The sequence below is a fragment of the Paraburkholderia sp. DHOC27 genome (assembly GCF_003429005.1).
Classification (GTDB): domain Bacteria; phylum Pseudomonadota; class Gammaproteobacteria; order Burkholderiales; family Burkholderiaceae; genus Paraburkholderia.
In genome coordinates, this window is sequence record NZ_QVQV01000001.1 from 826,085 (window position 1) to 838,594 (window position 12,510).

The window sequence follows — 12,510 nt, forward strand, 5'->3', positions numbered from 1 at the left end:
TCATTGACCTGACCGATTGCGTTAGCCGCCATGATCGAACTCGAACTGGAACGCGACCGCCGCACCGCACCCACGCTCGTCGAGCAGGTGGTGCTGGGTTTTTCGCGCGCCATCGAGGCGCAGACACTGCGGGCGGGCGCGCTGCTGCCTTCGGTGCGGCATCTGGCGGCGAGCCACGACCTGAGCACCTTCACCGTGACCGAGGCCTATAACCGGCTGGTGTCGATGGGCCTCGTGGTGGCGCGGCGCGGTTCGGGCTATCGCGTTGCGGCGAACCCGCAGGGACCGCGCGCCCGCGCCACGGATTGGCAGCCGCCGAGCCTCACCGCAACCTGGTTGCTCTCGGACGTATTCGCCGACCATTCGGTGCCGATCAAGGCAGGCGGCGGCTGGCTGCCAAACGAATGGATCAACGAAAGCGGCTTGCAGCACGCATTGCGCGCAATGAGCCGGGTGCCCGGTCCGCGCATGGGCGATTACGGTCATCCGTACGGTTTCGCAGCGCTGCGTGAGCGGATTGCCGCGCAACTCGACCGCCGCGGCTTGCCGGTGGATGTGTCCAACGTGCTGCTCACGCAGGGCGCCACCCAGGCGCTCGACCTGATCGTGCGTACGCTGCTGCGGCCCGGCGACTGTGTGCTCGTCGAAGATCCCGGCTATTGCAACCTGTTGCAGATCCTCAAGCTGGCGGGGCTCGACGTGCATGGTGTGCCGCGCACGCCGGCGGGCGTCGACACCGAGGTGCTCGAAACGCTGGTGCAACGTCATCGGCCCAAAGCGATGTTCGTCAACACGACCTTGCAGAATCCGACTGGCGCGACCTATGGCATGGCGGCGGCGTTTCGCGTGCTGCAGATCGCGGAGCGGGCGCGCATGTGGGTGATCGAGGATGACGTGAGCCGCGAACTGGCGCCGTCCGGCGCGCCGCTCTTCGCCGCGATGGAAGGCTTGCAGCGCGTGCTGTACGTAGGTGGTTTTTCGAAGACCGTGACGCCGGGTCTGCGTTGCGGCTATGTGGTGGCCGAGCGCGATGTGTTGCGCGAACTGGCGCGCACGAAGATGGCGGTGGGGCTGACGTCGTCGGAGCCGATCGAGCGGATCGTCGACAAGGTGCTGCTGGAAGGACGCTACGCGCGTCACGTGGAGGACGTCAACGAGCGGCTAAAAGCGGCGCATGCGGTGGTGGAAGACCGGCTCGATGCGCTGGGCCTGGAGGTGTTTCACCGGCCGCGTGCGGGGCTTTTCCTGTGGGCGCGCCTGCCCATCGAAGCCGCGCAGGCCGCCGAGGTCGCGACGGCCGCGCTGTCGCATGGCATCTGGCTCGCACCGGGTTCGTACTTCCGCCCGGACGACGCACCGAGCGCGTGGTTTCGCTTCAATGTGCCGTATTCGACGGACGACGCCTTGTGGCGCTTCATCGAGCGGGTGGGGACCTGAGCGATACGTCGCTGGGACGATGCGCCAGGTCGCGGGGCGAGATGAAAGGGCGAGAGGATCGGGCGAGACGAAATGGCGTGACGAAAGGGCGAGACGCGTTCAGCTCAGCCAATGCGCCGCGATGGGGTAGAGCGATCCCACCAGCAGCAACGCCATCACGACGTTGAAAAGGCGCAGGCGTTTCGGGTCGGAGAGCACCTCGCGCATCGCCGTGCCAAAACCGGCCCACAGGCAGATGCAGGGAAAGCCGACCACGTAGAACAACACCGCCATCAGCATGACATTGTTGCCAAACTGTTCGCTGACGTGAATCGTGGTGGCAGCGGTGAGCACCATCATCCATGCCTTCGGGTTGATCCATTGAAAGGCGATGGCTTCGAAGAATTTCATGGGACGGCGTTCGCCCTTGCGCAGTTTGACCTCACCGGATGTGCCGATTTTCCACGCCAGATACAGCAGATAGGCGACGCTGGCCACTTCGAGCACGGTGTACAGCACCGGGAACCGCGTGAATGCTTCACCGAGCCCAAACCCAACCGACAGCATGAGCAGCATGACGCCCACGCTGATGCCGAACAGGTGCGGCAGGGTGCGGCGGAAGCCGAAATTGACGCCCGAGGCCAGCAACATGGTGTTGTTGGGCCCCGGCGTGATGCTGGTGACGAGCGCGAACAGGATGCCGGCGGGCAACGCGCTCAGAAATTCGAATGACATGGCTGGCTCCGCTGTCGATGGGGTTTACAGCAGTGTATCGAGGGGAGCCAGTACAGTAACGGTACAGAATGGCTGATGAATTCCTGTACAGATAGAGAGCCGAACCGGGAGCAATCCAGAATGGAGCAAACCCATGCACGCACGCGCAATTGACGAAGCAGATCTGGAACTGGTCTGCCGGCATCGCGAAGAGATGTTCCGCGACGCAGGCCGCAGCGAGGACGTGCTGCAGACCATGACACGGCATTTCCGTGACTGGCTGCGTCCGAAGCTGCGCGACGGCAGCTATTTTGGTTTCGTGCTGGCCGATGACGATCGACCCGTGGCGGGTGTCGGCCTGATGGTGATCGACTGGCCGCCGCATCCCATGCATCCGGCTGAAGACAAGCGCGGCTACGTGCTCAACGTGTATGTCGAACCCGCATACCGGCGACGCGGACTGGCGCACGAATTGATGCGGCTCGCCGAGGCCGAATTTCAGCGGCGCGGCGTGGGGTATGCGATTCTCCACGCCACTGAGAAGGGCCGCGACCTTTACGCCGGACTAGGTTGGAGCGGCACCACGGAAATGTCGAAGACGCTGGAGCGGGGTGCGGACTAGCCGTCATTCAACGGCTGAGGCGCGCCCCGTCTTTCCGTTTTCATTTCCACAGGAGACCTTACTGCCCTTCTTCGCGAACCGTCAGATCATTCTTGACCGACGTCACACCGGAGACATTCTTTGCGATGCTGCCCGCCTTGTCGATCAAGCCCGATTCGAGCACGGACCCTTCGAGTGTCACCGTGCCGCCTTTCGCCACCACGTTGATTTGATCCGTACTCACGCCGTGTTTCGAGAGCGCGGTAAGGACCTTCCTGCTGAGCACACGATTGGCTTTTCTGCTGGCCTTGGCGCTGCTGTGGCTGGTCTGCGGTGCGGCCGATTGATCAGTTGTCGCGGCGGCGTCGCTGCTTTGCGACCATGCGTGGATGGATATCACGGCGATCAATGCGCCACCCACTAGCCTGAATGCTTGCATTGCTTTCATGTTTTCTCCGTTCGTGGTCAGGTGCGACGAGTTCATCATAGGTGCAATTAGCGCGCTTTGCTGTCCTATGTTGCTGGTGAATGCAAACGCTACGCGCAGTCTATGCGGACGACTCGAGGCAGCCAACGCAGTCCTGCGATATTCATACTTTCCCGTGGGATAACAATGAATGTGTGACACACAGCCATCAAACTGCGGTCACAAAACTTCATTCAAAACCGGTCGATCACACCGAGCTGAACGCCTTTGATGGGTGCGCCGGGATAGGCAGGCGGCAGTCCTGTCACATCGACACCGCGTAACGTGAATTCGCCGCTGCCGCGATTGCGCAGCAAGCCCGCGCTCGCATACAGCATGAGGTCGGTCGAGACATCGTATTCACAGGCGGCGCTGAACTGGTCGGCGTTGTTGTCGCCGCCGGACTGGTCGCGCATATACGTGTATCCCAGCGAGGCACGCAGACGCGTCGAAAACGCGTAACGCGCCGACAGCGACAGGCCATCGTCGTGATAGCGCGGCGAGCCGCCATCGCCATTGAAGAACGACACGAATGCAGTGGTTTTGCCGATCACGTACGACACGCCGCCGAGATTTGCCCGCAGTCCCGTGGCGCCCTGGGTCTGCTGATGTGCATACGAAATACGAAACGCCCCGTGCGCATAGGCGAAGGTTTCGTATGCGCCGCCCAGGCCGTTGCCGTTGCCTGGGTCACGCAATGCGGCCATCAAGGTCGTGGTGAAGCCGTACAGGTCCGGCGAAATATACGCGAGGCCGTTGTCGGTATACGGCGTGATCTTGGAGAGATTGTTGAGCCCCGAAGCAATCGTGCCGGCACCGAAGGCATCGAGTTGTCCCTTGAACGGAATGTAGATGGGCGAGTATTGCCGGCCGAGCCGCAGTTCGCCCCACGGCGCACCCAGGCCGATCCACGCCTGACGATTGAACAGCAGGCCTGAAGTGGCGAGCGCGCCATTGCCCGAGTTGAAACCGTTTTCGAGGTCGAACAGAATGCGTGTGTCCGCACCGATCGCCTCTTCGCCGCGCAAGCCGATGCGCGAGCCGCGATACGCGCCCGAGTCCATGCGCGCGGTCCACGACGAACCGGGGTTGGTGATTTCGAGGCTGGTGTCGATCAGGCCGTACAGCGTCACGGCACTTTGCGCGCGGCTGCACTGGGCTGTGACACCCAGTGCAACCAGCAGGCAAAACGGGTAGACCCGTCGTCTGCGCACGCGGCTCAATTCGCGTCAGGCAACGCGTAGGCGATGATGTAATCGCCCAGCTTGGTGCCGAACGAACCATGACCGCCGGCCGCGATGACGACGTATTGCTTGCCGTTGACGGCATAGCTCATCGGCGTGGCCTGGCCGCCTGCGGGCAGACGGGCCTGCCACAACTGCTCGCCCGTGTTGGTGCTGAAGGCGCGGATATAGTTGTCAGCCGTCGCGCCGATGAAGAACACATCGCCCGCGGTCGTCATCGGGCCGCCGAGCATCGGCATGCCGAGCTTGAAGGGCAGCGGCAACGGTGAACTGTCGCGCACGGTGCCGATGCGCTTCTTCCAGACAATCTCGTTGGTCTTCAGATCAATGGCCGAGACATAGCCCCACGCCGGCTGTTTGCACGGCAAGCCGATTGGCGAGAGGAACGGGTTCAGCGTCACGCCGAACTTCGCGCCGTATTGCGGCTGGATGCCGGACTCGGTGCCGGTGCCGCCCTTGGCGTCAGATGCCGGTTCCATCGGATTGCCGGGCCCGCGCGGAATCAGCCGCGAAACGAACGGCAGCGCAATCGGATTGGTAATCGCGATCTGACGGTCGGTGTCCACCGCCATGCCGCCCCACTCGAACATCCCGAGGTTGCCTGGGAACACCAGCGTGCCCTTCACCGAAGGCGGCGTGAACGTGCCATCGTAGTTCAGACGCTGCAGCATCACGCGGCACACCATCTGGTCGAACATCGTGGCGCCCCACATGTCGGCGCCCGTCAGTTTCTTGCTGGGCCGGTAGGTCAGTTCCGAGAACGGCTGGGTAGGCGACACGTGATCGCCCTCGGCGGCGCCCTGCGGCACTGGTTCCTCCGGCGCCGGCACCACCAGCGCGCCCGTGCGCCGATCGAGTACGAAGATGTTGCCCGTCTTCGCCGGGGCGTACACCACGGGAATCACATTGCCGGATTTATCGGTGATATCGGCCAGCGTCGGCTGGGCGGGCAGGTCCATGTCCCACAGGTCGTGATGCACGGTTTGATAGAACCAGGCGAGCTTGCCTGTCGACGCATGCAGCGCCAGCAGGCCGCTCGCGTAGCGCTCCTGCTCCGGTGTGCGATTGCCGCCCCAGATGTCGGGGGTGGTCACGCCCATCGGCAGATAGACGATATCGAGCTTGGCGTCGTACACCGCAGGCGCCCACGAATTCGGCGAGTTCAGCGAGTAATGCTCGCCGTCGGCAGGCATGAAGTTCGGATCCTTGTTGCCCGGATCGAAGGCCCACAGCAGCTTACCGGTATTGACGTCGAAGCCGCGGATCACACCAGATGGCTCGCGGGTCGAATAGTTGTCCGTCACGGCTCCGGCAATGATGATGACCTTGTCGGTGATGATCGGCGGTGACGTGGGCTCGTATTGACCCGCCGTGGTCACAGGCTGGCCATGTTGCAGGTCGAGGTCGCCGTTGTTGCCGAAAGCCGGGCAACGCTGGCCCGTTTGCGCGTCGAGCGCGAACAGATGGCCGTTATTGACCGGCAGGAGTATGCGGTGCGCGCACAGCGCCGGCGCGGCGGCAGAAGCGGTCGCGGCGGGAGCGGAAGCGGCTTGCGCTTCGCCGCTGTCGCCGTTGCCTGCTGCGGTCGCGTCATAGTAAGAGACACCGCGACATGTGACGTGCTGGAACGTCGGGTCGGTGACCAGGCCCGGATCGAACTTCCATACCTGCTTGCCCGTTGCGGCATCCAGCGCGAACAGGATCTGGTGTGGCGAGCACAGGTAAAGCAGGTTGCCGATCTTGATCGGAGTGACTTCATTGGTGGTCTCCACCGGGTCGGTGGGGCGCTTCAGGTCGCCGGTCTGGAAGGTCCAGGCCACCTGGAGATTCTTCACGTTGTCCGCCGTGATCTGCTTGAGCGGCGAGTAGCGCGTGCCATGCTGGGTACGACCATAGGCGGGCCAGTCGCTATCGTTGGCGGTTGCGGTCGGAGTAACGGCGGCGGCCGCGTTGGCCGAGAGCGTCCCGTTGATGTCCTGCGGATCGTTGAACGCGGCATACACGAGCACGATGCCGCTCGCGATCAGCACCACACCCAAAGCCAGCCCCATTGGCTTGCCGGGCGCGTCGAGCGTGCGGTACACGAACGGCAGCAGTAGCCAGATGCCGAACACCACCAGCACGTCGAGCCGGGGCGTGAGGGCCCAGAAGTCGAAACCGGCTTCCCACACCGCCCATACGAGGGTGCAGAGCAGCAGCAACGCATAAAGCCCAAGTGCGCTGGGCTTGCGCCGGTGGATGAGCAGGCCCGTTGCCAGCATGACGAGGCCGGCCAGCACGTAATAGATCGAGCCGCCCACTGCGATCAGCCACGCGCCGCCAATCAGCAGATACAGGCCGGCGACGACAGCGAAGAGAACGCTCAGGAGACGGCCTAGATTTGATGATGCACGCTGCTGCATGATGACGACCCCTCTTGATTTTCTATCGGAATGTGACAGTCTTGTGCCAACCGGCGTGAGGGGCGCCCGCTACGTCAGCCCCTTACCCGTTAGTCCTGCGATGCGCTGCTTCACGCGACGTGCCGCCGTGGGCCTTTGCACTTTTCGGGCCTGGCCACGCCATTGCGTTGTTGCTGGGTTGCGTTGGGTTGTCTTTGGTTGTCCTGCGCGACGTCCACGCTGCGCTCCGGCAGCATTGGAGCGGCCCGCGCCAGCCTGCCGACCGGCGGACGGCCGGCCGCGCCAACGGTCCGGCGCGGTCACTGGCCGGTACATATTACGTCGAATGTAGAAGAGAGCGTGTGAAGTTGGACAAATGCCATGCGCCGCTCGGTACGGCCATTCAGTACGGCCGCTCAATACGGCACTTGATGCCGGGCGGTGCGAAAGCGCGTCAACCTTGCTGCACCGAGACCGCCTGCACCAGCTTGCGCGCGCTGCTGCCCAGCCACGCAGCCGCGCCTGCACGACCCGCAATGCTGACCGCCTTGCGCGGACCCAGCACGATGGCGCTCACGCCCAGCGCCACCAGCAGCGTGACCCGCGGCGCATCGCGCAAGGCGGCCAGCACCGTCGCGGCAGGGCGGGCTTGCCCTTTCGATCCGGGCGTTACCACCGGCAGCCGGTTGGCGTCGAGCAAGGCAATGCGCGAGGCGGACATGCGCGCCAGAATGGCCGCCTCGGCAATTTCATGGGGGGACGTGTGGTTCATTTCAACGCCTCTTTCAACGTGTCGAGATCGCTGCGAATTTCGCGTTGCAGCACCTGTAGCGAGCGCGCCGGCTTCTGCGAGCGCACGATCAGCAGCGAGATGATGGACACGATCAGCCACATCACCGCCACGCCCCACACTACGTCGAGGAAGTAAGGCGTTTGCCATGCGGTTGCAATGACCGCGATGCAGACGAACGACAGCGTGAACAGCCCTGCGACCGCCAGGGCGACCAGCGCACTGAGTTCGCGGACCATACGCTTGCGGGTCTCGTCGAGTTCGACCGCAAGCAGTTCACCATAGTCGGACGCTCGCTCGACACAAAACCGGCCGACATTTCGCCAACGGGTGATTTTCGCGCGCACGGTCATACCGGAACTCCCTGGGTGCGATGTTGAAGGTGTGGGAACGGGTTGAGGCTTGATTTGATGTGAACTGCGCGCGTCTCGCTGCCGGCACCCCTTCGTTCCGACGACGGCAAGACGCGCGCTGCGTTAATCCCGGTCCCTGCTGTAATCCGGTTGACGGCGGCTCGTGGCGTGCAGTGCGCCAAGAATGAAGCCCACACCGGCTGCGATGGCGAGCGCCGAGAACGGACGTTCGACCGTCGAGACGCGCAGGACGTCGGCGAAATCGGTGTAAAGCTGCTGCGCCTTGCCGCTCAATTCCTTGGCCTTTTCGCTCACTTGCGCAGTGGCGTCGCCAAGCAGATCGTCAGCTGCCTGCTTCACGTTGGCAGCATCCTCGCGCAGGGTTTCATCTCCATCGGGCGTTTCCATTGTCTGCTCCTCAGGTAAGTGCGGTGATGTCCGCACGACAACATGTATAGATGTGACGAAACGGGAATGGCGGATTGCAGCGGTTCGCGTCGAGCGTATTACGTGTCCGAGTGGACCGCCGTATGAGACGCTGCGCAAGAGCCGGGCCTAACCGATGGTTTGGGCTTTGTAGGGTTCAACGACCGCGAGCGCCGCGTGTGGGGCGCCCAACGGTCGTCGTGAAGGTAAGCGGCAGGTCTAGTGCCAGAATAGCGCGATCAAAATAATGATAGGAATCGGCACACCGAGCATGTAGAGAAGAATGGAACGCATGATGACCTCCTGGGTAAATGTGGTTTGAAATTTTTCTCAAAGCTGGCGCACACGGCCGCCATGCGTGGCCATCAGGCTCGCGGAAAATGCGCCCATCAGCAGCGAAACAAACAACCACAGCGAGGCACCGATGGTGATCTTGCGGGCCTTGTCGGCGGCTTCTTTCGCGGCGGCATCGAGCGCGGTGATCTTTTGCACGAAGCGCGTGTAAGTGGTTTGCACGCGCGTCTGCGCATCTTGTGGCGTGATGCCCGTGCGCTGCGCGACGACCCGGCTCAGATAGGCGGTGTCCTCAGGCGATAACGCATCGCCGGTGGCCGCGCTGTTGAGAAAGATGCGCGCCGCTTCCGCGCGAAGCGGGTCGTTGCCGGACATGGCGGGCTGGCCAGGCGCGGCGGGATTAGTGGCGGGAGTGGTGGCGACAGCGGCGGGCGCGCCGGCCGGCATGCGGAACAGCGAATCGACGAAGTAGCCGAGCGGCCACGTGTTCATGCCCGCCGCTGCATTGCCGCGCTGCATGGTTTCCATCGTGATGCCGCCACCCGCGGCGGCACTGGCGGCAGCGGCCTGTGCGCCGGTCTTGACGATGCCCGACACGGCCGATGTCAACACAGCCGCCGTGAAGAGCGTCGCCACCGCCCAACTCAGAAAGCCGTGCGCGGTATCGCGGAAGTGAATCTCGTCGGCATCAATGGACAGCCAGCGGCGCCGCAGGCGTCCTGCCAGATAGCCCCCGAGTCCCGAGGTCAGGATGGAGGTTACGCACACCCACACCACGGCTGCGAAGCCGAACGCTTTCGCGTTCGACGTTCCCGACGACCACGGCGAGAGCGAGGTCAAGCCAAGTCCGGTGCCGAGCGTCAGCAGGATCAGCGCGAAGGCAGCCGCGCCCACGCCGCCGGCAAATACCGCGCCCCACGAGACCGCGCCCTCGAGCCGATGCGCGAAGAGCGCGGGCTCATTCGCGGCCAGCGTGTAGTCCGCTGGATCTTTGGTGTAGTTCATTGCGAGCCTCCATGACCTTTGTCGTTACCGGCGCCGTCGACAGGCCGATAGCCACGGCACTGCCGCGACGCCGTGCGGGGTGATTCGTCTGGAGTGATCGCATTTTCTGTGCCGCGTGGGGGCTGCGGCTTTTTCAGGCCCTGCCGGTCATGAATTCGGCGAAGGGTCCTCGTTCCGCTCGTGGCCTTGCTTTTGATGGGGATTCGCAGCGCTTACCGGACTCGCCCCCGGGCGTGGCCGGCGATGATTGATCGCGATGAACACGCCCATCAACAGGCAGAAACCGCCCAGCAGCAAGGATGTGTTGACGAGGACGCGCTCGTAGCCGAGTTCGCTGACATCAATGAACGGGTAGGGGTAGAAATCCGTTTCGCTGCCACGCCACAGCGTCACGAAGAGATAACACAGCGGATAGACGAGCCAGAACAGGCAATCGCGCAGCAGCAGTTGGAAACGCGGCACGAATAGCAGCCAGTAGAGCGCACAGAGCAGCGGGATGACCGTGTGCAGCACTTCGTTGAGCAGCGCCCGGTAGCCCGATGGCGTCCACAGATGACGCAGCAGGCTGTTATACGCAATGCCGACGAAGACGATATACACGACCACGGCCGTCAATACCGGCGGCTTGCGGAAAAATCGCCCGGGCGCCGAGCGCAAGCGCAGCGCTACGCAGGAAAAACTGATCGCTACCACGAGGATGGTGAGGTTCGTCAGATAGCTGCTCATCCGTTCGATGCCGTCCAGCAGCCCCAAGCCGCGATACAGCATGCGATGGATCGTGATGTCGGTCTGCATGGCGAAGCCGAGCCACGCGAGCACCGCGATCAGCGTGGCCACCGATACCGATGCAACGCTCGGTGCGGGCAGTGGCAACTCCGCCGGATGCACGGAGGGATGCGGCTCAGGTCGAGCAGAACGCTTTGGCATGTCCGGGGCCCGTCTGGTTGAAACGAGTTCAAGCGGCGCGAATTGCAGACGCAGCACCTGCATTCGACGTCGCCGCACAGCGAGGTACGCTTGTTGCTGAATCGTAAGCGAACCCCTTACTTTGGAGTCTCGCATGTCCAAGCTGATCAGTGCTGTTGTCGTTACGCTTTCTTTGACCGTTGCCTCGTATGCGCAAGCAGCGGGTTGTACCAAGGGGGCCGTGGTGGGTGGTGTCGGCGGACACGTAGCCGGCGATCACGGCGTGGCCGGCGCGGCCGCGGGATGCGCGGTGGGGCATCACGAAGCGTCGAAGAAGGCAAAGGCTGCCAAGGCGGATAACGCCAGCGGTGCTGCTGCGAAGGGCAGTTCGTGATTTCTGTCGGCAACAGGCGCAGTCCGACAAGGCAGTGGCAGGCAGTTGCAGGCAGTTGCAATACGCGCAATACGCGCGCGCGTGATAGGGGCAGTTGCCCGAGTTTCATCTAGTTGAGCTGAGTCGGGCCGCAGGGTTGAGCGGCCCGGTTGAGCCGGTCAGATCAATCCCGACAACCGGCTGAACGCACCCACAACGACATCAGGGAGTTCTCATGAAAACGCAACATCATGTGGTATTGGGTGCGCTTGTGCTGGCAGTGACGTGTTCCGCGTGGGCGGAAGGCGGCGGCAATGGCAACGGCGGCTCGGGCGGCGGCAACGCGCACGGCGCCGCGACTGCTGGACCGACCACCGGCGGCGATAATACCTCAGCGCCGACGAGCACCCGCAAGGGCATTCATCTCAAGCACAAGAAGAAAGCCCCGGCCCCGGACGCGACGCAGGCGCAGTAACGCGAGACGCGGCTAAATCGCAGAATTCACCGAACCCGCCGCGGACGTTGCAGTCCGCTGCGGGTCGTTGCGTTGCTTGACTGCGTTGTTTTGCGTTCGGTTCTGACGTTGACTGCTTCCGCTGATTACTTCGCGTCCGCCAGCTTGTCTTGCGTGCGCGTGTCGAAGTCGCTCGCGGCGTGTCTTTCGTGCAGTTGATCCGACAGTTCACCGAAGACCCGATTGACCTTGCGCCCGCGCAGCACGGCCGGACGCTGTGCAATGGCATCTGCCCAGCGTTGCACGTTCCTGTATTCCTGAACCGCAAGAAACTCCGCTGATTCGTAGAGCCAACCCTTCACCAGGCCGCCGTACCACGGGAAGATTGCGATATCGGCGATGGTGTACTGATCGCCCGCCATGTACTCGTGATCGGCGAGCCGCTTGTCCAGAACATCGAGTTGACGCTTCACTTCCATCGTGAAGCGGTTGATCGGATATTCCATTTTGCTCGGCGCATATGCATAGAAATGGCCGAAGCCGCCACCCAGGTAAGGCGCGCTGCCCATTTGCCAGAACAGCCACGAAAGGCATTCAGCGCGCGCGCTGCTCTCAGTGGGCAGCAGCGCGCCGAATTTTTCGGCGAGATACAGCAGAATCGCGCCGGACTCGAACACACGCACGGGCTTCGACCCGCTGCGATCGAGCAGCGCGGGAATCTTGGAGTTCGGGTTCACATCCACGAAACCGCTACCGAACTGATCGCCGTCGCCGATCCGGATGAGCCATGCGTCGTATTCCGCGCCACTATGGCCGAGCGCCAGCAGTTCTTCGAGCATCACCGTGACCTTCACGCCATTGGGTGTGGCCAGGGAGTAAAGCTGCAACGGATGCTTGCCGACCGGTAGTTCCTTGTCGTGCGTCGGGCCCGCGATGGGACGATTGATGTTCGCGAACCGGCCGCCATTTTCCTTGTTCCAGGTCCAGACTTTTGGCGGCACGTACTCGGGTGTGCTCATGCGTAAAGCTCCTTGCGTGCTAGCAACGTAAGAGGTGCTGTCTGGATGCGAGATTAACAAAACCTCGC

General features: G+C 63.0%; 14 protein-coding genes. 4 read left to right on the top strand and 10 right to left on the bottom strand.

Translation table 11 applies throughout. From position 1 onward, the window contains the following. The first annotated feature begins 30 nt into the window (after positions 1 to 30). Positions 31 to 1,437, top strand: coding sequence for a PLP-dependent aminotransferase family protein (locus D0B32_RS03595; protein ID WP_117332295.1), 1,407 nt, complete (start codon positions 31 to 33; stop codon positions 1,435 to 1,437). Positions 1,438 to 1,536: 99 nt separating this feature from the next. On the opposite strand, the gene D0B32_RS03600 is transcribed toward D0B32_RS03595, so the two are convergent. Next, complete coding sequence (locus tag D0B32_RS03600; RefSeq protein ID WP_117332296.1) at positions 1,537 to 2,151, bottom strand: LysE family translocator; 615 nt, start codon at positions 2,149 to 2,151, stop codon at positions 1,537 to 1,539. Positions 2,152 to 2,284: 133 nt separating this feature from the next. Between D0B32_RS03600 and D0B32_RS03605 the strand changes: the two genes are divergently transcribed. Next, complete coding sequence (locus tag D0B32_RS03605; RefSeq protein ID WP_117332297.1) at positions 2,285 to 2,752, top strand: GNAT family N-acetyltransferase; 468 nt, start codon at positions 2,285 to 2,287, stop codon at positions 2,750 to 2,752. Between the two features lie 58 nt (positions 2,753 to 2,810). Here D0B32_RS03605 and D0B32_RS03610 read toward each other — a convergent pair whose 3' ends face one another. The 8 genes from D0B32_RS03610 to D0B32_RS03645 all read right to left on the bottom strand — a co-directional run bounded on the left by D0B32_RS03610 (position 2,811) and on the right by D0B32_RS03645 (position 10,617). Next, positions 2,811 to 3,179, bottom strand: coding sequence for a BON domain-containing protein (locus D0B32_RS03610; RefSeq protein WP_117333438.1), 369 nt, complete (start codon positions 3,177 to 3,179; stop codon positions 2,811 to 2,813). A 212-nt stretch (positions 3,180 to 3,391) separates the two neighbouring features. Further along, positions 3,392 to 4,411 carry a porin gene (locus tag D0B32_RS03615; protein ID WP_404935512.1) on the bottom strand — a complete coding sequence of 340 codons (1,020 nt, stop codon included), beginning with the start codon at positions 4,409 to 4,411 and terminating at the stop codon, positions 3,392 to 3,394. A gap of 5 nt (positions 4,412 to 4,416) precedes the next feature. Then, positions 4,417 to 6,843 carry a glucose/quinate/shikimate family membrane-bound PQQ-dependent dehydrogenase gene (locus tag D0B32_RS03620; protein WP_117332299.1) on the bottom strand — a complete coding sequence of 809 codons (2,427 nt, stop codon included), beginning with the start codon at positions 6,841 to 6,843 and terminating at the stop codon, positions 4,417 to 4,419. Positions 6,844 to 7,276: 433 nt separating this feature from the next. After that, positions 7,277 to 7,594 (bottom strand): hypothetical protein, encoded by a 318-nt coding sequence (locus tag D0B32_RS03625; RefSeq protein ID WP_117332300.1) that lies wholly within the window; start codon positions 7,592 to 7,594, stop codon positions 7,277 to 7,279. After that, a complete protein-coding gene (locus D0B32_RS03630) occupies positions 7,591 to 7,965 on the bottom strand; it encodes a phage holin family protein (protein ID WP_117332301.1) in 375 nt (124 codons plus the stop codon). Before D0B32_RS03630 ends, D0B32_RS03625 begins: the two co-directional genes overlap by 4 nt. A gap of 123 nt (positions 7,966 to 8,088) precedes the next feature. Beyond that, entirely contained in the window at positions 8,089 to 8,373 is a 285-nt protein-coding gene (locus tag D0B32_RS03635) for a CsbD family protein (RefSeq protein ID WP_117332302.1), read from the bottom strand. A gap of 348 nt (positions 8,374 to 8,721) precedes the next feature. Continuing rightward, a complete protein-coding gene (locus tag D0B32_RS03640) occupies positions 8,722 to 9,690 on the bottom strand; it encodes a hypothetical protein (RefSeq protein ID WP_117332303.1) in 969 nt (322 codons plus the stop codon). Positions 9,691 to 9,837: 147 nt separating this feature from the next. Then, positions 9,838 to 10,617: a Pr6Pr family membrane protein gene (locus D0B32_RS03645; protein WP_181969702.1), complete on the bottom strand. Its 780-nt coding sequence runs from the start codon at positions 10,615 to 10,617 to the stop codon at positions 9,838 to 9,840. 133 nt (positions 10,618 to 10,750) lie between these two features. Here D0B32_RS03645 and D0B32_RS03650 point away from each other — a divergent pair, with 133 nt between their 5' ends. Together D0B32_RS03650 and D0B32_RS03655 are read left to right on the top strand one after the other, a co-directional pair. Beyond that, a complete protein-coding gene (locus D0B32_RS03650; protein WP_117332304.1) occupies positions 10,751 to 10,990 on the top strand; it encodes a hypothetical protein in 240 nt (79 codons plus the stop codon). Positions 10,991 to 11,204: 214 nt separating this feature from the next. Further along, positions 11,205 to 11,444, top strand: a complete 240-nt coding sequence (locus D0B32_RS03655; protein ID WP_117332305.1) for a hypothetical protein — start codon at positions 11,205 to 11,207, stop codon at positions 11,442 to 11,444. 125 nt (positions 11,445 to 11,569) lie between these two features. Here the strand turns inward: D0B32_RS03655 and yghU are convergent, their stop codons facing one another. Further along, on the bottom strand, positions 11,570 to 12,442 hold the full coding sequence (yghU, locus tag D0B32_RS03660) for a glutathione-dependent disulfide-bond oxidoreductase (protein ID WP_117332306.1): 873 nt from the start codon (positions 12,440 to 12,442) through the stop codon (positions 11,570 to 11,572). Positions 12,443 to 12,510: the final 68 nt, after the last annotated feature.